Origin of the sequence: Polaribacter sp. ALD11 (assembly GCF_002831685.1) — a bacterium.
Lineage (GTDB): Bacteria > Bacteroidota > Bacteroidia > Flavobacteriales > Flavobacteriaceae > Polaribacter.
In genome coordinates, this window is record NZ_CP025119.1 from 1,967,649 (window position 1) to 1,989,692 (window position 22,044).

A 22,044-nucleotide genomic window follows, 5' to 3' on the forward strand; every position below is an offset into this window, starting at 1 on the left:
CCTATAAATTAACATTGTTTTTAACAAATATATAAAAATTTATTAAAAACACCGTTTTTCTAGAAGATAGTTGCTACTTTTCTACAAATATGCTCTAAAAGGTCCTCATCTTGGTCTGTAAAAACATTTGCAGTGTGAGAATCTATGTCTATTTGACCAATGTTTTCTTCTTTTACAAAAATAGGAATTACAATTTCTGATTTTACCTTCCAACCACAAGAAATATAATTATCTTGTTCAGAAACATCCTGTACTACAAAATTTTCATTACTTACAGCAACTTGCCCACAAATACCTTTTCCAAAAGGAATAATTGTATGCTCTGTTTCCTCACCAGTATATTGCGCCAATTTCAACTCATTCTTATCTCCGTTCTTAAAATAAAAACCAACCCAATCGTAATAAGAGATTTCACTTTCTAACAAATTACAAATTTCTTGTAATTTAATTTCTGTAGTACTTCCTATAGAAATGATGCTATCAACTTTCTTTTTTAACTTTTCTATTTCCATTTTTTGTATATTCGTTCTAATATTATGAAGTTGCAAAAATAAATGAATTTACATTGTGAAAAAACATAAAAACGTAGTCATTTTTTTAATTAAGTTTTTTGCAACCTATTTTATATTGTTCGCAATATACTCTACATACTTACAAAGTTCTCAACAAAAAGTGGCTCCATTTAAAACGGCTTCTATAACAACATTGGTTGCAGATCAAACGGTAAATCTATTAGAGTTTTTTAATTATGATGCCGGAGCTTACCAACACAAAGAAGAACTTTCTGTTAAACTTTTAATTGAAGGAAATTATACCGCAAGGGTTATTGAAGGCTGTAACTCTATAAGTATCATTATTTTATTCATCGCTTTTATCATTGCTTTTGCAGGTTCCTTAAAAGCTACAATTATTTATGCCTTTTTAGGTAGTGTATTTATATATGGTATAAATATTGCTAGAATTGCATTTTTGGCTGTAATGATTTATAAGTACCCTAATCAGCAAGAATTTTTACACAACTTAGTATTTCCTGCAATAATTTACGGTGCTGTCTTTTTACTTTGGGTAATTTGGGTTAACAAATTTTCGAGCTATAAAAAATGAATACATACATAAAAATAATATTGCTTTTAATACTAATCTCACTCTTATTTTTAGTGAGAGCATTTTCTGCTGAATTATTTTATGATCCTTTAATTGAATATTTTAAAAACGACTATCTATATGCAAAAATGCCATCAATTGATGTTTGGCTTTTAATAATAGACATGCTTTATAGGTATGTTTTAAATTCGGTAATAACATTGGGGTTCATTTGGGTTCTTTTTGAAAGAAAAGACTACGTAAAATTTACAGGATTCTTCTTAATGACTGCGTTTATAGTTTTAGTTGTACTGTTTGTCTTTTTATTAAGAGATCAGTTTGAAAGCGGTTATTTACTACCTTTTTATATACGTAGATTTATCATTCATCCGTTATTCTTATTAATTCTGATACCAGCTTTTTATTTTCAAAAATTAAGTAACAGGTAATTTTACAAAAAAGTTAGTGTTTCTTATTGTAAATTTGCAGTTGAAATGAAAATAAGTATCACCAAAATAACATCTTTTTTATTAGCATTCTTAGTGCTATTTTCAACCTTTTCTTTTACGGTTGAAAGTCATTATTGTGGTGATTCTCTAATTGCTGTTTCTTTTACTGGAGAAGCAGACGTTTGTAAAAGCGACATAACAAATGATTCTTCTATAAAAACAAAAGATTGTTGTTCAGATGAAGTTCATAAGATTGAAGGTCAGAAAGAATTACAACAATATTCTAAAAATAAAATAAGTTTTCAAAAACAACAATTTTTAGCCACTAACATCATCTCTTATCAAACTTTGTTTGTAGGAAACAAAGCAACTAAAGTAAATTATAACTCCTTATTTCTGCCAGATAAACCTTTAGATTATCAGGTTCTATACCAATCTTTTCTAATTTGATTTTTATTCTAATTCCAACTAAAAAAACTTCTTTTTAAAGAAGCGTCGTTTTAATTATTATAAAATAAATATCAATGAAAAAATACATACTTAGTGGTTTTATACTACTATTTCCAATCTTCCTTTTTGCCCAAACGAATTTAAAGGGAATGCTTATGGACAAACAAAACCCGAAAGATAACTTAGGTGTTTCTGGTGCAACTGTAAATTGGCTAAACACAAATATTGGTGCAATTACCAACGAAAAAGGGTGGTTTACAATTCCATATAAAAAGGAATACAAAAAATTAGTAGTCAGTTACATTGGGTATAAAACCGATACGTTGCTTGTTAATAACCTAGATGTAATTCATCATTTTATAACTTCAGAAAGCGACTTAGAAGAAGTAACAATTCGAGCTAAAAGAGATGCTGTTCAAAAATCTTTATTTGCTACTGCAAATACTTTTACCGTAAATAACGACGAGTTATTAAAAGCTGCATGCTGTAATTTAGCGGAGAGTTTTGAAACCAATCCTTCGATAGATGTTAGTTTTTCTGATGCGCTAACAGGAACACGTCAAATACAAATGTTAGGACTTAAAAGTCCGTATTTGCAAATCATGCAAGAAAACATTCCTTCTATTCGAGGCGCTGCACAAGCATTCGGGCTCACATTTACACCAGGAACTTGGGTAGAAAGCATTCAGATTACAAAAGGAGCAGGTTCTGTTGTAAATGGTTTCGAAAGTATTTCCGGACAAATAAATGCTGAATTGGTAAAACCATTTTCAGACAATAAATTCTTTCTAAACGCATATAGTTCTTTAAATGGTAGGTTAGAATTAAACACGCATTTTAACGAGAGAATTTCCGATAAATGGCAGACAGGTTTATACATTCATGGAAATTATAGAGGAGAAAAATTTGATAAAAACAACGATAATTTTCTAGATGCACCTTTGGCAAATCAAATAAATGTAATGAACCGTTGGCAATATACAGATGCACAAAATGGTTGGGTTAGTTTTATAAACGTTCGGTTTTTAAATGATGAAAAACAAACAGGAGAACTTAATTTTAATCCAGAAACAGACAAAGGAACCACCAATGCTTGGGGAAGTGAAATTGACACCAAACGTTTTGAAACTTCGCTTAAATTAGGCTATGTTTTTCCTGAATTACCTTTTCAAAATTTTGGTTTACAAGTAGCGTACAGCAATCATCAGCAAGATTCTTATTTTGGCTTGAATGTCTACGACATTAAACACGAAAGCTTGTATTCTAACTTACTTTTCAACTCGATTATTGGTGACACTAGAAGCAAGTTTAAAACTGGAATTAATTTGACCTACGACAAATTTGATGAACTTGTAAATAGCACAAATTATAACAGAAAAGAAAATTCTATCGGAGCCTTTTTCGAATATGCTTTTGACAATTTGGATAATTTTAGTTTAACTGCCGGAATTCGTGCAGACACGCATAGTTTATTAGGCACTTTTATTACGCCTAGAGTTCACGTAAGATATGTTCCTTGGGAAAAAGGAGTTTTTAGAGCCTCTGCAGGAAGAGGAAAAAGAAGTGCGAATATTTTTGCCGAAAACCAGCAATTATTCGCAAGTTCTAGACAAATAAATATTGATGATGTAGGTGGAAATATTTACGGTCTAAATGCGGAAGTTGCATGGAATTACGGCATTTCTTATTTACAGAAATTCAATATATTCAATAAAAAAGGAGATATTACGTTTGATTTTTACAGAACCGATTTTAGCAATCAAGTTGTGGTAGATTGGGAGAACCCGCAAGAAATTTCTTTCTATGATTTAGACGGAAAAAGTATTGCAGATAGTTTTCAGGTCGAAGTAAATTATGAACTAGCAAAAAACCTTGATTTAAGAACTGCTTTTAAATATTTTGATATTTCTACAGATTATAAAAACGGAAAATTTCAAAAACCAATTCAGCCAAATAATAGATTCTTTGCAAACCTTTCTTATGAAACAACCGCAAAAGAGAATGGATCTCAATGGAAATTTGATGTAACCTTTAATAATATAGGAAAACAACGTTTGCCAAATACCGCAACAAACCCTACCCAATATCAACTACCAAAGTATACCGAGCGTTATAGTTTACTAAACTCTCAGATTACAAAAGTGTTTTCAAACAAGTTTGAAGTATATTTAGGAAGCGAAAACTTAACCAATGTGCAGCAGAAAAACCCTATTTTAGCTAGCGATAATCCGTTTGGCGCATATTTTGATACCACAATTGTGTATTCGCCAATTTTTGGACGTGCAGTGTATGCAGGTTTACGATTTAAAATTAAATAACCCACACAGTGGAAATACATAAAACAACAAATAATTTAATACAATGAAAAAAATACTATTCATATTCAGTTTATTCTTGATTGGATTTTCCTCTCAAGCACAAGATGTAAAACAAGAGAAAAAGAAAAAAAATGCGAAGGTTGCTTTTGAAGTAAATGGTATTTGTGGTATGTGTAAAAAACGTATTGAAACTGCTGCTTTAAAAACCAAAGGTGTAAAATTTGCTATTTGGGATGTAAAATCGCATCAAATGAACATCATTTTAGATGAACGTAAAACATCTCTAGAAACAGTAAAGCAGAACATTGCCAATGTTGGGCACGATGTTAAAGATTTTATAGCTACAGATGAAGCTTATAATTCTGTGCATCCTTGTTGTAAATATAGAGACAGCAAAATTATTGAAGACCATAAAGGTGAACTCAAAAAAAAGAAAAACTAACAAACGAAAAAGCCTCACATTTTTAAATTGTGAGGCTTTTTTAATTTTAAAAATGAAGATGAAAATTGGTCACAAATAAATTTAGCTTAGATTCGTGAAAAATTATGAAAATTATGAAAACTTACTTAAGCTTATTATTTATTTGTGTATTTACAATTCAAACCTATTCACAAAGAGAATTAGATTCACTTACTTATGAACAAACACAAGATATCAATTTTTTTAAAAATATAAAAAACAGAACTTCAATACAAGTATATACTACGGTTAATCGCAATGTAGTTAAAGTTGGTGATACAGTAATTCTTGGAAAACCAACCTCAATGGAAACATCAACAAGGTCAAACACAATAGCAGCTGGCAGCAACCTTAGAGGAGCAAGAACAAGTTCAAGGAGTGTTTCTAAAAAAACTTATGAATTTATAAAACTAGGAAGACCAGCTGGATTTGGATCAATAATGAATGCTATGAGCGGAGAAGCAGCTAATATGGCCTCAAATAGTTTGTCTAACACAAAAGCGATTGTTAAAGAAATAAAAGCACATCACAGAGGTAGTAAAAAGAAGCCTTTGTATTTAATAATGGTTCTGGGTGAACTCAATGGGAAAGCATTTGGTATTAATAAATACTTAAGTGTAATGAATACTGAACTAGCAATTGAACAAGGTGAAATTTATCTATTAAATAGAAAAATGACTAGAAGTGAAGCAATTGCTAAACTCAAGGAGTCTAAAGAATTATTTGATTTAGAAATTATGACTAAAGTAGAGTATTCTAAAATTAAAAAAGAATTAACCCCTATCATTATGGGTAAGAAGAAATAATTTTATCAAACAAACATCTCGACACAAATTTGATAAAAAATCAAATTCACTTAGTGTACAGTGTTTCAATTAAAACTCTAAAAGCCTCACATTTTTAAATTGTGAGGCTTTTTTATTTGAAGATATTTTTCTTAAAAGGCAAAAATCTGCGTTAAGGATAGAAACGGCATCCTTTTTTATTTTTCATAAAAAAGATATAGTGAATAGCCTGTTAAAACGCCCAAAAGAAAAAACACCTTCTATTAAAAACTCCAATTTTTGTAATTATTAGAGTTTTCTAATTTTTCTTCGATAGTATCGTCTAACTCTTTAAAAAAATCGATACCTGTTAACGCTTCTACTGTATCTACCGAAACCACAAATTTATACAATGGTAAATTAGATTCTTTGTGAGGTATTAAAAAAGCCAACATTTTAATTTTACCATTTGTTTTATCTAAAATAACTTTATAAAACTGATTTGGAACAGAAACAGCTTCACTTCCAATCGTTTTTAAATTGTGCTCTAAAACGCCACCTGTAATTACAAAAACACCATCGTTCTTCTTTGCCCAATAGCGTACTTTTTGTTCTAAACGATTCCAAATACCTGCATTAAATTTGTGTTCTTGCGGACTTATATTGCTTGTTAAAAATGTTTCGTCATGTGCTACTTTGGTAAAACGCCTGTCTGCAGCAGGACATAAATGCCCTTTATCGAAACCAGATTTTTTATAATTACGCCAATGTGCCGCTTTCGTTTTTACTGCACCGTCTATTTCAAAATAAGGTCTTTTGTAATTTGTAGTACTTAAATGTGATGTTTTTAATTCATAAGCTACCCATTCTGCCTGTTCGTGCTTCTCGCTATAGGATAATGAATAATTTTGATGATGTACAATTTGATTGGTCGTACTTGTAGGTAAAAAATATTGATTTGTAGTTTCTTTTGGTATTTTACCTGTTTCTATTTGAACCTCTTCTTCTTTAGAATTTAAAAATTCTTCATACCCGAAAACAGCAACTAAAATGAGTATTGCAATTATAGAGAGGAGTTGTTTTTTCTTCAAGTTGTTTTTATTTTATAATTCTTAATCGTTGTAAAGGTATGAAACATAAAGAGGCTAGCGTTAAGTATTAAACCTTTCGACTACCCACATGATAGACTATCTGTTTGAATTATTTTTTTTAACAACAATGTGAATAGTAATGGTTTATTAAAGAGCCCAAAAATAAAATTGACCTAACAGATTGCTTCGTCATTCTTCCTCGCAATAACGATTGTGGAAAAATAAAAACCCTTTCAAATGAATGAAAGGGTTTTTAATTTTATGGATTCTGAAACATATTCAGAACAACAACTATTTAGTATCTGTAGTGCTCTGGCTTAAATGGTCCGTTTACAGTTACACCAATATAAGATGCTTGCTCTTCACGCAATTCTGTAAGCTCTACTCCTATTTTTGCTAAGTGTAAAAAGGCTACTTTTTCATCTAAATGTTTTGGTAACATATACACATCGTTTTTATAAGCATCGGCGTTTTTCCAAAGTTCGATTTGCGCTAACGTCTGGTTTGTAAATGAGTTACTCATTACAAAACTTGGGTGACCTGTTGCACAACCTAAATTTACTAAACGACCTTCTGCAAGCAAAATAATATCGTTTCCATTGATGTTATATTTATCTACTTGTGGTTTGATGGTATCTTTTGTATTTCCGTGGTTTTTATTTAACCAAGCCATATCAATTTCATTATCAAAATGCCCAATATTACATACAATAACCTTGTCTTTCATTGCTTCGAAATGACGTCCTTGTATAATATCTTTGTTTCCAGTAGTTGTAATAATAATGTCTGAATTTGCGATAACTGTTTCTAAACGCTTTACTTCAAAACCGTCCATTGCAGCTTGTAATGCACAAATAGGATCGATTTCTGTAACCGTTACAATAGAACCTGCACCTTTAAAAGAAGCAGCTGTTCCTTTACCAACATCACCATAACCACAAACAGTTACACGTTTACCAGCTAACATAATATCTGTTGCTCTACGAATTGCATCTACTGCAGATTCTTTACAACCATATTTATTATCGAATTTAGATTTTGTAACAGAATCGTTCACGTTAATTGCTGGCATTGGCAATGTTCCGTTTTTTACTCTTTCATATAATCTATGAACTCCCGTAGTAGTTTCTTCTGATAAACCGTTAATTCCTGCAGCTAACTCAGGAAAACGATCTAAAACCATGTTTGTTAAATCTCCACCATCATCTAAAATCATATTTAATGGTTTCTTGTCTTCACCAAAAAATAAGGTTTGCTCAATACACCAGTCAAATTCTTCTTCTGTCATATCTTTCCAAGCATACACAGCAGTTCCAGCCTCAGCAATTGCAGCCGCAGCTTGGTCTTGTGTAGAAAAAATATTACAAGAACTCCAAGTTACTTCTGCACCTAAAGCTTGTAAAGTTTCAATTAAAACGGCAGTTTGAATGGTCATGTGTAAACATCCTGCAATTCTTGCACCTTTTAAAGGCTGCTCGTTTTTATATTCTTCTCTTAAAGACATTAAACCTGGCATTTCTGCTTCGGCTAAGTTAATTTCTTTTCTTCCCCAAGCAGCTAAAGAAATATCCTTAACTTTGTTTGGTACGTAAGCTGTTTTTGTGCTCATATTATGTATATTTATATTCTAATTTTTCGAACTGCAAAGTTACGACATCCATTTTAAAAAAGTATGGCTCTTTACAAAAGTTTAACGGTTAATGAAAATACAAAAGTTCTCATTTGGAAGATTGAAGAATCTTTTAATGAATTAAATAAGAACGTTTTACTAACAGAAAACAGTCAAGCTCGTTTAGATAGCATGAAATCGGAATTGCATCAACGAGGTTTTTTAAGTGTACGCCATTTATTAAAGGAAGCTGGTTATTCTGATACAGATTTAATTTATGATGAGTTTGGGAAACCACATTTAAAAGACGGAAAATTTATTTCTATTACACATTCTTTTACATTTTCTGGCTTGATAATTTCTGATGATCTACATGTTGGAATTGACATTGAAAAACAACGTGATAAAATTCTAAAAATAGCACATAAATTCACACCTATTGAAGAGTATAGAACCATTGCAAATTCTGACGCCTTGGTTAGTAAGTTAACCATTGTTTGGGGCGCAAAAGAGAGTTTGTATAAAATCTACGGAAAGAAAAAATTGCTCTTTCTACATCATATCTATATTGAAGATTTTAAGTTTGAAGACGAAAAAACTTCTGGTGAAATTAGATATGAAGGAAAAGCTACTTCTTATAACATTCAGTTTTTAGAGTTTGAAGGTTTTACTTGTGTGTATGCTTATTAAAAAGAACAAAGTTTCTAATCACCACTATAAAACATATAAACCCAAATAGATCTAGAAACCCTAAAATTAATAGTACTTAACAAAATTGCTGTTGTAATTGCAATAATTACCACATTTATATAAGAAAAACCCAATAAGAACTTAAACAAGACAACACTTGCTATCATTTCTGCTGCCACAAGCGCATAACTAACAAACATAGCACCAAAAAAGAAACCCGGTTCTTTTTCAAATTTAAAATTACATTCTTTGCATAGAGCATTCATTTTAGGTGCTTTAAATAAAAGAAGATTCCCTAATTTGCTATACATTTTGCCTTTTTTACAATTAGGACATTTACATTTTAACATATCTATTACATTTGCCATAAGATCTAATTTATTAGTACCACAAAATTAAGCTGCTAAAATGTTATTTAGCATATAATATAATCACCATTTTTTGTGTTTTTAGGACATTATTATGAAAATACCCGTTTTAAAGATTAATCAGTTTCTCGAGTCCAAGTCAATAAATGATTTGTATATAAATTCTTTTTCAAATCATATTGAATTGAATACAGAATTAATTAGTAAACCACACAGTCATAATTTTTATTTATGCGTTCTCTTTACAGAGGGAACAGGAAAACATGAAATTGACTTTAGCTCTTACAGGGTAAACCCAGGTAAAGTCTTCTTTTTAAAACCTGGACAAACACATTCTTGGAAATTTGAAACAAAACCAGAAGGATTTATATTTTTCCATTCTCAAGAGTTTTATGAATTAAAGTTTTTAGACCATACACTTAACTCGTTTCCTTTTTTCTACTCTAATCAAAATCCACCTTTATTAGAATTATCTAAAAAGGAAATGAAAAATATAGAAGTAAAATTTCAAGAAGTATATGCAGAATATCTACAGAGAAATACCTTAAGAGAGCTCAAAATAACAAATATTATTAATAGTATTTATATAGATTTAACAAGAGTATATACTGCTAATGTAAATTTAGAAAAGTTGGTTTCTCCAAGTTACTCTGTGATACTTGAGCGTTTAGAAAGTTTAATAAACCAACATTTTTATAAAGAAAAACTACCAAAATTTTATTCTTACCAATTAAACATAACAACAAAACATTTGAATAGAGTTGTTAAAAAAGCACTGAATAAAACTACAAATCAATTAATATCTGAAAGAATAATATTAGAATCAAAACGGTTAATTATTCACTCTGAAAACAATTTAACTACCATTGCAGACACTCTTAAGTTTTCAGATTACGCCTATTTTTCAAAGTTTTTCAAATTAAAAACTGGTTTTACACCAATGGGTTTTAGAAAAAAATATTCTTCGTAGAAATCTACTTGTAATTTATTATTTTCGCAATTGTGAATATCTACCAAAACATTTTATTAGCAAAAGAAGAAGGCAAAAAATTATTAGCAGTTCTAATTGATCCTGAAAAAATGAATCTAGAAAATATTCCTGCTTTTTTTAAGAAAATCCATACTTCTATTGCGACACATATTTTTGTTGGCGGAAGTACCGACAAAGATAGTCAGACAGAAAGTGTAGTTACTGCAATTAAGAAAGCAACCAATTTACCTGTTATTTTATTTCCTGGTGATGTTTCGCAAATCTCACATAAAGCAGACGGAATCCTATTTTTGAGCCTTATTTCTGGGAGAAATCCTGAGTATTTAATTGAGCAACAAGTAAAAGCAGCTCCGATCTTAAAAAATTCTAATTTAGAAATTCTTTCAACGGGTTATATATTAATTGACGGAAAAAAAGAAACAGCAACACAGAAAGTGAGCAACACAAAGCCAATTGCTCAAGAAAACTTAGATTTAATTTTAAATACTGCTTTGGCTGGTCAGTTTGCTGGCAAGAAACTAATTTATCTAGAAGCTGGTTCCGGCGCCATAGTTCCTGTGGACGAGAACATTATTACTCTTGTAAAAGGAAATCTAAATATTCCTATAATTGTAGGAGGCGGAATCCGTTCTAAAAAACAATTAGAGAGCGCTTTTAATGCGGGTGCAGATATGGTAGTTATTGGCACTGCTTTTGAAAATAACACCACTTTTATTGAAGAATTTAAAAACAACGAATTATAGAAAAAAACTCGTTCTTGGGTTAGACTGACAAAAAAGTTTAAATTTACAACTTCAAACAAAATTAAATGTCAGAGATTTTCGACTTCCTTTTCGAACAATACAATACCTATTCTAAACTAGACATTACTTTAGAAATTATTGCCGTATTTTTTGGTTTTTTATCAGTCTGGTATTCCAAACAAAATAAAATTTGGGTGTTTCCAACAGGAATGATTAGCACAATTATTTTTGTGTATCTTCTTTATAAATGGGATCTTTTAGGAGACATGATGATAAATGCCTATTATTTTATAATGAGTGTTTATGGTTGGTATATCTGGACACGTAAAGTGGATGAAGTAGATGTGACACCTATTTCTTTAACAACAACTAAAGAAAAAAAAGTTTCCGTTGCCATCTTTTTTGCTGCGTTGCTCTTTGTTTTTATCGTTTATAAAGCTTTCGATAAATGGACAACTTGGGTTGCTTATGTAGACACCATTACCACTGGAATTTTCTTTGTTGGTATGTGGCTAATGGCAAAACGTAAAGTAGAAAACTGGTTATTCTGGATTGTTGGCGATCTAATTTCTATACCTTTATATTTCTATAAAGGATTTACTTTTACGAGCTTTCAATATTTCGGATTTACTTTTATTGCCATTTTTGGTTATTTAGCATGGAAAAAGAACTTAAACAAGACCCAATTAACATCGTAAAAGTTGTTTTATTTGGCCCAGAATCTTCAGGAAAAACGACACTTTCTCGTCATTTAGCACGGTATTACAACACTGTTTGGGCACCAGAATTTGCCCGTGAGTATTTACAAGACAAATGGAATAATGAGCGTAAAACTTGTGAAAAAGAAGATTTATTGCCGATTGCAATCGGACAAATGAAACTAGAAAATAAATTGGCTAAAAGGGCTGATAAAATTCTAATTTGCGACACCGATTTATTAGAAACAAAAGTGTACTCAGAGGAATTTTATGGCGGTTTTGTAGATGAAAAATTAAATGAAGCAGCAAGTAAAAACACGTACGATTTGTATTTGCTAACCTATATTGATACGCCTTGGGAAGAGGATGATTTACGTGATAGACCAGAACAACGTCTAGAAATGTTTACTGCTTTTGAGAAATCTTTAATAGCTAATAATAGACCGTATCTTCTATTAAAAGGTGATAAAAAAACACGATTAAAAAATGCCACAGAAGCAATAAATAAAATTATTGCTCATAGAGAAAATTTACAATCATTTTCAGATTCTTTACATGATTTAGATATGCATTTTCTACATCAAAATACGGATGATTTTGGTAATTCTTATGAGTATTAAATAAAACATATAAAAGAAAATAAAGCAAAACAGCGCATCTATTTTCTAAACTCTTTCAAAAAAATGAATTCAGAAATCCTCTTAAAAGAATTAAAATTTAAAGCAACTAGAAGCTCTGGTGCTGGCGGGCAACATGTAAATAAAACGTCTTCTAAGATTGAATTAAGTTTCGATTTAGAGAATTCACTTGCGCTTTCTGAAAACGAAATAATACTTCTAAAGGCGAAACTTTCATCAAAACTAACAAAAGAAAATGTACTCATTCTTTTTTGTGAAGAGACACGTTCTCAACACAGAAATAAGGAGCTTGCCATTAAACGTTTTTTAGAGTTGATAAGAACAAATTTAATTCGTCCTAAAAAAAGAAGGAAAACAAAACCTAGTAAAGGTGCTATGAAAAGGAGAGTTGAAACTAAAAAAAGAACTTCTGTTAAAAAAGCCCTTAGAAAGAAACCAAAATTCGATTAAAAATAAAACTTATTTCAGAAAAACAAAAAATTCTCAAACAAGTTTAGCCCTGATTGAACGGTTTGTTTGAGCTCTTTTTTATTCCTTTTTAGGATAAAAAAAGCGAGTAGTGAAAGCAGGAAATAGCTACTAAAAAAACACGTTTGTTGTTCCCTATTCCAAAAATCCAAATTACCTTTGCAGCGTTCTCATAAAGGGGTGCTTTAAAAAGCTGAGATCATACCCAATGAACCTAGAACAGATAATGCTGTTTAGGGATTACGAACGTTAATGAAACATGGTAATAGCTGTTTTTAGTGAGTACTGAAAAAGCCCTGTTTTTTTCAATTTACATTAACGTTCAAAACTAATTATTCAATATTAAATACAAGAATAATTACCTCTTTTTATTCGTTTTAAAAATTTTTAAAATGAAAAAAATTACTATTTTTTTATTCTTGCTAGTAAGTGCACTTGCAAACGCCCAATCCTTTACCTTTTCAGGAAAAGTTGTAGATGAAAATGAAAAATATTTAACTGGAGCTTCTGTTTTTGTTAAAGAACTTAAAAAAGGGACATCAACTAATATTGATGGAAACTTTAGCATTAACTTAAAGAAAGGAACCTATACAGTTGAAGTTTCTTTTTTAGGTTATAAAACCATTTCAAAGAAAATTATTATTTCTCAAGATGAAGAATATATCATTCAATTAAAGCCAGATTCTACCGTTTTAGAGGAAGTATTGGTTTCTGCAGTTCGTGTAAATGCAGATGTGCCTGTTACGTTTTCTAACTTGTCTAAAAAAGAGATTGCAAAACGTAATTTAGGGCAAGATATTCCTGTTTTACTAAATTATATGCCTTCTGTGGTTTCGTCTTCAGATGCTGGTGCTGGTGTTGGTTATACCTACATGAGTGTACGTGGTTCTAACGGTGAGCGTATTAATGTTACCGTAAACGGAATTCCTTATAATGATGCTGAAAGTCATGGTTCTTTTTGGGTAAATTTAGGCGATTTTGCTTCTTCTACTCAGAATTTACAATTGCAACGTGGTGTTGGTACATCTACCAACGGTTCTGGTGCTTTTGGTGCAAGTTTAAACATTTTAACAGATGCTGTTTCGGAAGATGCTTTTGCTGAAATCTCAAATTCTTTTGGTTCTTACGGAACAAGAAAACATACCGTAAAATTTAGTACAGGGAAGTTAAATGATCATATTGAGGTTGCTGGGCGTTTGTCTAATATTTATTCAGACGGTTACGTAGACAGAGCTTTTTCAGATTTAAAATCGTACTATTTGCAAGCTAGCTATACCGATGAAAATACGCTCATAAAAGCCATTACTTTTGGTGGTAAGGAGAGAACGTACCAAGCTTGGGAAGGTTTAACAGCAGGTCAATTAAAAGAAGACAGAAAACAAAACCCATATACGTACGAGAATGAAGTTGATAATTTCGAACAGAATCATTATCAATTGCATTGGAACGAAAAATTGAACGATAATTGGTCTACAAACGTTGCTTTAAACTATACAAAAGGTTCAGGATATTTTGAGCAATTTAAAGCAGATACAGAAGTAATTAGTGATTTAGACAAAGACGGTACATTAGATTTTGATAACTACAACGGCATTCTTTCTGGAACAAAGATAAAAACTGTAGATAACGATGACGGAAGCACTTCTTTAATACCGATTACAGATGCAATTGTAAGACGCTGGTTAGATAACGATTTTTACGTTTTTAATTTCAATACAAATTACAAAACGGACAAACTGAATTTGATTTCAGGAATTTCTTATTCTAATTATACAGGAGATCATTTTGGTGAAGTAATTTGGGGGAAAGAATTTACAGATACAGCAAATATTAGAGATCGTTATTATTTTTCTGATGCTAAAAAAACAGATTTTTCTGTTTTTGCAAAAGCAACGTTCGATATCAGCGAAAAACTATCTGGTTATTTAGACTTACAAGGACGTTTTGTAAATTATAAAACCAAAGGAATTACTTCTAAAAGAGCACCGATTGATGTAGATGCTCAGTTTAATTTCTTTAATCCGAAGTTTGGTTTAACCTATAAAATTAACAACGATAATAGTTTGTACACTTCTTTTGCTGTAGCAAACAGAGAACCAAATAGAAATGATTTTGAAGGCGGAGTTACCACACCAGAAACTTTAAATGATTTAGAACTGGGTTGGCGTTTAAAAAGTGAAAACATTAAATTAAATACCAACATCTATTATATGGATTATAAGAATCAGTTGGTTTTAACAGGAGCTTTAGATGATGTTGGAGCGCCAATAAGAGCAACTTCTGGTAGCAGTTACAGATTAGGTTTAGAAATTGATGCAGACATTCGTTTGAGCGATCAATTCTCTGTAAGACCAAATGCGGCTTTTAGTTCTAATAAGAATAGAGACTTTTTTATTACTAGAGATGGTATTGTAGAGCCACAACCTTTAGGTAAAACAGATTTATCTTTTTCTCCAGATGTTGTTGTCGGAAATATTTTTACATACCAACCAAAAGATAATTTACAGTTTTCATTATTATCTAAATATGTTGGCAAGCAGTTTATGAGTAATTTTAGCAGTGCAATTTCAGATGATGATGTTTTAGATAATTATTTTACTACAGACCTTAATGTGGTTTATAAAATTAAAACGACCAAAATTTTTAAATCTATTGTATTTTCTGCTTTAATAAACAACATTTTTAATAATGAATATGTAGACAGAGGTTATTACTATACATTTAATGACACTTGGTCTAACCCAGGCACAACCACCACTGCAGATGGTGCTGGTTATTATCCGCAAGCAACAAGAAACTTCTTAGTTGGTATAACTTTAAAATTTTAATAAAATGTCTATTTTTAATCTAAACTGATTAAAATGTGTTAAAAAATACCCAAAACGAGCGATTTTAATAAAAAATCGCTCGTTTTTTTGTATATTAAAAATCTATGATAAACACTGCTACTTTTACATACAATAACAGCAACGAGCAATATGTTGAGGCTTATCAATTGAATAATTTTACACTTCCTGCATTTTAAAATTTTATTTATTTGAGCAATTTCCATTAATTTTAAGAAGATGTATTTCTTTTTAAAACTTCATAGTAACAATCTTTAAAAAAATCCAAATAAACACATGAGACAACTTAAAATTGTAAAACAAGTAACCAATCGTGATGCAGAATCTTTAGATAAATATTTTCAGGAAATTAGTAAAATTGGACTTATTACTGCTGATGAAGAAGTAGAATTAGCTTTGAAAATTAAAAAAGGAGATAATAAAGCATTGGATGCACTTGTTAGCGCAAATTTAAGATTTGTTGTTTCTGTGGCAAAACAATACCAAGGGCAAGGTTTAAAATTGTCTGATTTAATAAATGAAGGTAATTTAGGTTTGGTAAAAGCCGCAAAACGTTTTGATGAAACTAGAGGTTTTAAGTTTATTTCTTATGCTGTTTGGTGGATTCGTCAAGCAATTATGCAAGCTTTAGCAGAACAATCTAGAATTGTGCGCTTACCGCTAAACAAAATAGGAAGTATTAATAAAATAAGAAAAATATACGCTCGGTTAGAACAAGGCGAACAGCGTATGCCAACCAATAAAGAGATTGCGAAGCAGTTAGATATGACTGAAACAGAAGTAGAACAGTCTTTAAAAAATTCTGGAAGACACGTTTCTATGGATGCCCCTTTTAACGAAGGTGAAGATTCTAATTTGTACAACCTTTTACAATCTGAAGATTCTCCAAAACCAGATAAGGAGTTAATGAATCAATCTTTAAAAATTGAAATTGAAAGAGCTTTAGGCACACTTACTTTTAAAGAAGCAAAAGTCATAAAAATGTATTATGGTATTGGTAATGAAGTTGCCTCTAGTTTGTCTGAAATTGGCGAACGGTTCGATTTAACAAGAGAGCGTGTAAGACAAGTAAAACAACGAGCAATTAAGCGCCTACAGGCGAAGTCTAAGACACACATGTTAAGAACATATTTAGGATAATAAAAATGACAACTATCTAAAATCTCAAATTCATATTTTGAGATTTTTTTTGTGCTAAAAATTAAGTATTTGTATTTATTGCTTTTCTCTTTATAGGAAGTAACGAAAATGTTAGTGTTAGCAAAATTCTAAAATTAAAAAAGCGAACTCAAAAGTTCGCTTTTTTATTATGAATCTATTTTACCAACAGCAGAACTAACAAAGTATTTTGCTTAGTGGACTATTGTATTTTTATCTCCTACTTCAGGATAACCTAATTTCTATAATTTTTCTTTAATCAATGCTAAATTTTCAATTTCTGAAGTAACAACAACAAGTGATTTTTCTACATTCACTTCAACTTTATTCATAATTTTTAAACTTAACAATCCTTTTTTTATAGTTGCTGCACAACCACCTCATTTTAAGTTTTCTATTTCTAGAATCATAATATCTAATTTTCTTTTTTCCATTGATTATAGCCGCCTAAAATATTTACCACTTTAAAACCTTTTTCTTTTAAAATTACAGATGCTTTGCCACTTCTATTTCCACTTCTACAATATAAATAAACAGGTTTAGACTTGTCTATTAGTTCAGATGCTTTTTCTTGAAAATCAGTATCAAAATAATTAGCAAAAAGAGCCGTTTTTATAGTTCCTTCTTCTATTTCTTTCGGACTTCTAACATCCATTAATTGAATATTCTCTTTCTCTAATAAAACTTTTAACTCTTTTGTAGAGATTGATTTTATTTCTTCTGATGAACTACAGTTTATAAAAAAGAAGCTCATCAAAAAAATACAGACAATCTTTTTCATCTTTTCTATTTTAAAGTTGATGGGCAAACTGCATTGGTTCTTTCTATAGACGTGTTTCTAATGGCCGCATAACCGCCAGCAACATCAACAACATTATGAAAACCACGTGCTTTTAAAATAGAAGATGCAATTACAGAGCGGTAACCACCTGCACAATGTACATAGAAGTTTCCTTTCTTTGGAAATTCTGAAATATGGTTATTTAAAAAATCTAAAGGTGTACTTTCTGCCACTTTTATATGTTCGCTTTGGTATTCACCCGGTTTTCTAACATCGAAAACAGGCATCTTTTCTTTAATTTTCTGTTCTAATACATCCGCAGAAATAGATTCTAAAGTATCAATTTCTTTACCAGCTTCTTTCCAAGAAGCAAAACTTCCTTTTAAGTACCCTAAAACATTGTCAAAGCCAACTCTAGACAAACGTATAATTGTAGCTTCTTCTTCTCCTTCTGGGGTTACTAATAAAATTGGTTGTTTAATATCTTTAATCAATGCACCAACCCAAGGTGCAAAAGTACCTCCTAAACCAATAAAAATAGATTGTGGTATAAAACCTTTTATAAATTCTGATTGATGACGAACATCTAAAATTAATGCATCTGTTTCATTTGCATGAATTTCAAATGCTTTTACAGATAATGGCTTTGCGCTATTTTCTAAAACTTCATCTATAGACTTGTAACCTTCTTTGTTCATCTTTACATTTAAAGGAAAATAAGCTGGTGGAGGCAATAAACCATCTGTAACTTCTTTAACAAACTCGGCTTTCGTCATGTCTGCTCTTAAAGCATAATTGGTTTCTTTTTGATTACCAATAGTACCCACCGTTTCTTTACTTAAATTTTTACCGCAAGCAGAACCTGCTCCATGAGCTGGGTAAACAATTACATCATCTGCCAATGGCATTACTTTATTTCTTAAACTATCAAACAAGAATCCTGCTAAATCTTCTTCTGTAATAGCTCCTTTTTGAGCTAAATCTGGTCTTCCAACATCACCTAAAAATAACGTATCTCCACTAAACAACGCATGGTCTTTCCCGTTTTTATCTTTCAATAAATAACAAGAACTCTCCAAAGTATGACCTGGCGTATGTAAAACTGTTATTGTAATATCACCAACTTTAAAAACCTGATTGTCTTTTGCTATTATTGCATCGAAACTTGTTTTTGCTGTTGGACCATATACTATTCTTGCACCTGTTTTCTCAGCCAAAGTTACGTGTCCGCTCACAAAATCTGCATGAAAATGTGTTTCAAAAATATAATTAATCTTCGCATTATTTTTTGCTGCTCTATCTATGTAATCTTGTACTTCTCTCAAAGGATCTATAATAGCTACTTCACCATTACTTTCTATGTAATATGCTCCTTGAGCTAAACAACCTGTGTAAATTTGTTCTATAATCATATTTTAATATTCATTTTATAGACCTCAAAATAACATAATAACTAAGTTATAGTAGATGATATTTATCAGTTTTATTTAATTCTTATATTCACTTAAATGCCTACTTTAAAAATTACCGCATTGAGGAATTAGAAAATTATTTTTATTTTAGTCGTATGCTTGGTGTATGTATTTTGCGTATTTTTCTTGATGCTTTCTATCACCTGTTTTATAGAATTTAACTGCCTGATTTGGACGCATGAAAAAATGATTTAAATCTATAATATCTAAAATTCCACTTCTAAACAAATCATCTCTTACCGGTCCTTTAACTCCTGCAAAATAAAAAATGATATTTCTTTTTTGACAATATTTTATCCGTTCCTTCAACATCTCTACTCCTGTACTATCAACTCTATTAATACTTTCTGCATCTAAAACAACCAATTTTAAGGTTTTTCCTTTTTTTAACATCATTTCATCTAATTTATCTCTAAAATAACATGAATTTGCATAAAACAATTGTGCATCAAATCGAAAGACTAAAATTTCGTCTTCTATAATAACTTCGTCAAATCTGTCTTTATTCCTATAGAAATTAGAGTTTGGTACTTTCCCTAATTCAGCAACATAGGGTCTGGAAGTTCTAAATATCAATATAATTAATGATAAACCTACGCCTACAATTATTCCGTATTCAATTCCTAGTAGCAATGTTGCAGAAAATGTAGCAAGCATTAACCAAAAGTCTAGTTTATTCGCTTTCCAAAGAAAACTTGCTTCTTTAAAATTTACCAGCCCGAAGACTGCTACAATAATAATTGCTGCTAAAACTGTTTTTGGTAAATGATAAAATAATGGCGTAAGAAATAATAATGTAATTATAACCATTACTACAGAAATTAATGCTGCCATACCTGTTCTTGCACCACTTTCTTGGTTGATAGCAGAACGAGAAAAACTTGAAGTACTGGGGTATGCTTTAAATAAAGAACCTACCATGTTACTTAGACCTAAAGCAATTAATTCTTGATTTGGTCTTATTCTATATTCATCTTGTTTTGCTTCTAATGATTTTCCTATGGAAATAGTTTCTAAATAACCAACCATTACTAAAGTTAGTGCAATTGGCAACAATTCTCGCATTTGATCTAAGTCGAAACTAGGCATTCCGAATTTAGGTAAACCTGAAGGAATATCTTTCACAATAGAAACATCTTCAAAACTTTTACCAAAAAACTTCATAATTAATATCCCCAAAATAACAACGATTAACGCGTTTGGAATTTTCTTATTTATCTTTCTAAAGATAATAATTATAATTACAGAAACCAGACCGATACTTGTTGTATGGTAATTAAAATTACTTATATGGAGCCAAATATCTTCTAATATAATCTGAATTTGATCACTTTGAACAAAATCTACTCCTAATAAATTTCTAAACTGGTTCAAGCCAATAGTAAGCGCAATTGCAGAAGTAAAGCCAGTAATAACAGGTTTAGAAAGGAAATTCACAATAAAACCTAGGCTAAATATCCCCATTATAAATTGAATGGAACCTACCATTAAAGCCAATAAAATAGCGATAGCAATATAACTTTCTGAACCTGCCAGAGCTAAAGTAGAAACTCCTGTTGCTACTATTAATGAATCCATTGCTACAGGACCAATTGCAACTTGTCTTGAAGAACCAAAGATTGCATACATTACTTGTGGTACCAATGCACAATACAAACCATAAATTGGTGGCAATCCTGCAATAAGTGCATATGCAATTCCTTGCGGGATTAAAATAATACCAACAGTAATACCAGCAATTAAATCACCTTTAAAAAGTGATGGATTGTAGTTTGGTAACCATTCTAAAATTGGTATTATTTTTTTAATATTCATATATTAACGATGCTCAAAATCTTAGAGCAATTTTAAAATAATTCTCCCGGATTTATTCCTTTTACTCTTCCCAAGTGTTTGTATGCTAAATCTGTAACCTCTCTTCCTCTTGGCGTTCTCATAATAAAACCTTGTTGAATCAAAAAGGGTTCATACACTTCTTCTATGGTTTCTGTATTTTCGCTAACTGCTGTAGCAATTGTAGAAATACCAACAGGGCCTCCTTTAAATTTATCTATAATGGTTGCTAAAATCTTATTGTCCATTTCATCTAAACCATGTGCATCTACATTTAATGCTTTTAATGCATATTTTGCAATTTCTATCGTAATACTTCCGTCTCCTTTAATCTGAGCAAAATCACGAACCCTTCTTAACAATGCATTTGCTATTCTAGGTGTTCCTCTACTTCTACCTGCAATTTCAATAGCAGACTCCATTGAAATAGGAACCTTTAAAATATGTGCACTTCTTTGTATAATTGTAGTAAGTAATTCTGTTTTATAATAATGCAATCTACTACTTATTCCGAATCTTGCTCTCATTGGAGCTGTTAACAACCCAGATCTGGTGGTTGCTCCTATTAATGTAAATGGTTCTAAATTGATCTGCACCGTTCTAGCATTTGGGCCAGATTCAATCATAATATCAATCTTATAATCTTCCATTGCAGAATACAAATATTCTTCTACAATCGGACTCAAACGATGAATTTCATCAATAAATAAAACATCCCGTTCATCTAGATTTGTTAATAAACCAGCTAAATCTCCTGGTTTGTCTAGTACAGGACCAGAAGTTACTTTTATGCCGACTTGCAATTCATTGGCTAAGATATGAGCAAGCGTTGTTTTTCCTAAACCTGGAGGTCCATGAAAAAGTGTATGATCTAAGGCTTCCTCTCGTTGATTTGCCGCTTGAACAAAAACTTTTAAATTATCAATTGCTTGATCTTGACCTGTAAAATCGTCGAAAGATAACGGACGTAATTTTTTTTCTACATCTAAGTCTTCGTAAGATAAATTATCATTTTCAGGATTTAAATTGTCATTCATAAAACAAAGATAATATTAAATAAAATACCATGTTGTACCTTTTGTTACATAACAAAAAAACCTTTCCGAATTGGAAAGGTTTTTTTTAATTTTTATA

22 protein-coding genes, 1 pseudogene and 1 riboswitch are annotated in these 22,044 nt (G+C 30.8%); of the genes and pseudogenes, 14 read left to right on the top strand and 9 right to left on the bottom strand.

What is annotated here, in order from left to right; all coding sequences use genetic code 11:
* Positions 1-59 precede the first annotated feature (59 nt).
* Positions 60-512: a GAF domain-containing protein gene (locus CW731_RS08790; protein ID WP_100946367.1), complete on the bottom strand. Its 453-nt coding sequence runs from the start codon at positions 510-512 to the stop codon at positions 60-62.
* A 55-nt stretch (positions 513-567) separates the two neighbouring features.
* On the opposite strand from CW731_RS08790, the gene xrtF reads away from it, so the two are divergent.
* From xrtF to CW731_RS08820, 6 genes are all read left to right on the top strand, one after another.
* Entirely contained in the window at positions 568-1,104 is a 537-nt protein-coding gene (xrtF, locus tag CW731_RS08795; RefSeq protein WP_100946368.1) for an exosortase family protein XrtF, read from the top strand.
* On the top strand, positions 1,101-1,532 hold the full coding sequence (locus CW731_RS08800) for an exosortase F system-associated protein (RefSeq protein WP_100946369.1): 432 nt from the start codon (positions 1,101-1,103) through the stop codon (positions 1,530-1,532). The genes xrtF and CW731_RS08800 overlap by 4 nt, the downstream gene beginning before the upstream one ends.
* A gap of 45 nt (positions 1,533-1,577) precedes the next feature.
* The gene (locus tag CW731_RS08805; RefSeq protein ID WP_100946370.1) at positions 1,578-1,982 is read left to right on the top strand and encodes a hypothetical protein; all 405 of its coding nucleotides are present in this window, start codon (positions 1,578-1,580) and stop codon (positions 1,980-1,982) included.
* Between the two features lie 74 nt (positions 1,983-2,056).
* Entirely contained in the window at positions 2,057-4,300 is a 2,244-nt protein-coding gene (locus tag CW731_RS08810; protein WP_100946371.1) for a carboxypeptidase-like regulatory domain-containing protein, read from the top strand.
* A 43-nt stretch (positions 4,301-4,343) separates the two neighbouring features.
* Positions 4,344-4,742 carry a heavy-metal-associated domain-containing protein gene (locus CW731_RS08815; RefSeq protein WP_100946372.1) on the top strand — a complete coding sequence of 133 codons (399 nt, stop codon included), beginning with the start codon at positions 4,344-4,346 and terminating at the stop codon, positions 4,740-4,742.
* 104 nt (positions 4,743-4,846) lie between these two features.
* Complete coding sequence (locus CW731_RS08820; RefSeq protein ID WP_100946373.1) at positions 4,847-5,566, top strand: hypothetical protein; 720 nt, start codon at positions 4,847-4,849, stop codon at positions 5,564-5,566.
* Between the two features lie 242 nt (positions 5,567-5,808).
* Here CW731_RS08820 and CW731_RS08825 read toward each other — a convergent pair whose 3' ends face one another.
* Both CW731_RS08825 and ahcY read right to left on the bottom strand, forming a co-directional pair.
* The gene (locus CW731_RS08825; protein ID WP_100946374.1) at positions 5,809-6,615 is read right to left on the bottom strand and encodes a DNA/RNA non-specific endonuclease; all 807 of its coding nucleotides are present in this window, start codon (positions 6,613-6,615) and stop codon (positions 5,809-5,811) included.
* Between the two features lie 295 nt (positions 6,616-6,910).
* On the bottom strand, positions 6,911-8,224 hold the full coding sequence (ahcY, locus tag CW731_RS08830; RefSeq protein WP_100946375.1) for an adenosylhomocysteinase: 1,314 nt from the start codon (positions 8,222-8,224) through the stop codon (positions 6,911-6,913).
* Between the two features lie 63 nt (positions 8,225-8,287).
* On the opposite strand from ahcY, the gene CW731_RS08835 reads away from it, so the two are divergent.
* Positions 8,288-8,914, top strand: coding sequence for a 4'-phosphopantetheinyl transferase superfamily protein (locus tag CW731_RS08835; protein ID WP_100946376.1), 627 nt, complete (start codon positions 8,288-8,290; stop codon positions 8,912-8,914).
* A 14-nt stretch (positions 8,915-8,928) separates the two neighbouring features.
* Here the strand turns inward: CW731_RS08835 and CW731_RS08840 are convergent, their stop codons facing one another.
* Complete coding sequence (locus CW731_RS08840; RefSeq protein WP_100946377.1) at positions 8,929-9,282, bottom strand: DUF983 domain-containing protein; 354 nt, start codon at positions 9,280-9,282, stop codon at positions 8,929-8,931.
* A 184-nt stretch (positions 9,283-9,466) separates the two neighbouring features.
* Here CW731_RS08840 and CW731_RS08845 point away from each other — a divergent pair, with 184 nt between their 5' ends.
* From CW731_RS08845 to CW731_RS08875, 7 genes are all read left to right on the top strand, one after another.
* Positions 9,467-10,252 (top strand): helix-turn-helix domain-containing protein, encoded by a 786-nt coding sequence (locus CW731_RS08845; protein ID WP_232734653.1) that lies wholly within the window; start codon positions 9,467-9,469, stop codon positions 10,250-10,252.
* A gap of 29 nt (positions 10,253-10,281) precedes the next feature.
* Complete coding sequence (locus CW731_RS08850) at positions 10,282-11,016, top strand: geranylgeranylglyceryl/heptaprenylglyceryl phosphate synthase (protein WP_100946379.1); 735 nt, start codon at positions 10,282-10,284, stop codon at positions 11,014-11,016.
* Positions 11,017-11,081: 65 nt separating this feature from the next.
* Positions 11,082-11,714 (top strand): nicotinamide riboside transporter PnuC, encoded by a 633-nt coding sequence (pnuC, locus tag CW731_RS08855; RefSeq protein WP_100946380.1) that lies wholly within the window; start codon positions 11,082-11,084, stop codon positions 11,712-11,714.
* Positions 11,675-12,334, top strand: a complete 660-nt coding sequence (locus tag CW731_RS08860; RefSeq protein ID WP_100946381.1) for an AAA family ATPase — start codon at positions 11,675-11,677, stop codon at positions 12,332-12,334. The genes pnuC and CW731_RS08860 overlap by 40 nt, the downstream gene beginning before the upstream one ends.
* A gap of 63 nt (positions 12,335-12,397) precedes the next feature.
* Positions 12,398-12,802 carry an alternative ribosome rescue aminoacyl-tRNA hydrolase ArfB gene (arfB, locus tag CW731_RS08865; RefSeq protein ID WP_100946382.1) on the top strand — a complete coding sequence of 135 codons (405 nt, stop codon included), beginning with the start codon at positions 12,398-12,400 and terminating at the stop codon, positions 12,800-12,802.
* Positions 12,803-12,986: 184 nt separating this feature from the next.
* A riboswitch (TPP riboswitch) is annotated at positions 12,987-13,077 on the top strand.
* A gap of 135 nt (positions 13,078-13,212) precedes the next feature.
* Positions 13,213-15,648 (top strand): TonB-dependent receptor, encoded by a 2,436-nt coding sequence (locus CW731_RS08870; RefSeq protein ID WP_100946383.1) that lies wholly within the window; start codon positions 13,213-13,215, stop codon positions 15,646-15,648.
* A 294-nt stretch (positions 15,649-15,942) separates the two neighbouring features.
* Positions 15,943-16,806, top strand: coding sequence for an RNA polymerase sigma factor RpoD/SigA (locus CW731_RS08875; protein WP_100946384.1), 864 nt, complete (start codon positions 15,943-15,945; stop codon positions 16,804-16,806).
* A 260-nt stretch (positions 16,807-17,066) separates the two neighbouring features.
* Here the strand turns inward: CW731_RS08875 and CW731_RS08880 are convergent.
* From CW731_RS08880 to ruvB, 5 genes and pseudogenes are all read right to left on the bottom strand, one after another.
* Positions 17,067-17,192, bottom strand: a pseudogene (locus tag CW731_RS08880) (hypothetical protein); the annotation flags it as partial.
* Positions 17,193-17,239: 47 nt separating this feature from the next.
* Positions 17,240-17,605, bottom strand: a complete 366-nt coding sequence (locus tag CW731_RS08885; RefSeq protein WP_232734655.1) for a rhodanese-like domain-containing protein — start codon at positions 17,603-17,605, stop codon at positions 17,240-17,242.
* 5 nt (positions 17,606-17,610) lie between these two features.
* Positions 17,611-19,017 carry a rhodanese-like domain-containing protein gene (locus tag CW731_RS08890; protein WP_100946387.1) on the bottom strand — a complete coding sequence of 469 codons (1,407 nt, stop codon included), beginning with the start codon at positions 19,015-19,017 and terminating at the stop codon, positions 17,611-17,613.
* Positions 19,018-19,164: 147 nt separating this feature from the next.
* Positions 19,165-20,892: a SulP family inorganic anion transporter gene (locus tag CW731_RS08895; RefSeq protein ID WP_100946388.1), complete on the bottom strand. Its 1,728-nt coding sequence runs from the start codon at positions 20,890-20,892 to the stop codon at positions 19,165-19,167.
* 32 nt (positions 20,893-20,924) lie between these two features.
* Positions 20,925-21,947 (bottom strand): Holliday junction branch migration DNA helicase RuvB, encoded by a 1,023-nt coding sequence (gene ruvB, locus CW731_RS08900; protein WP_100946389.1) that lies wholly within the window; start codon positions 21,945-21,947, stop codon positions 20,925-20,927.
* Positions 21,948-22,044: the final 97 nt, after the last annotated feature.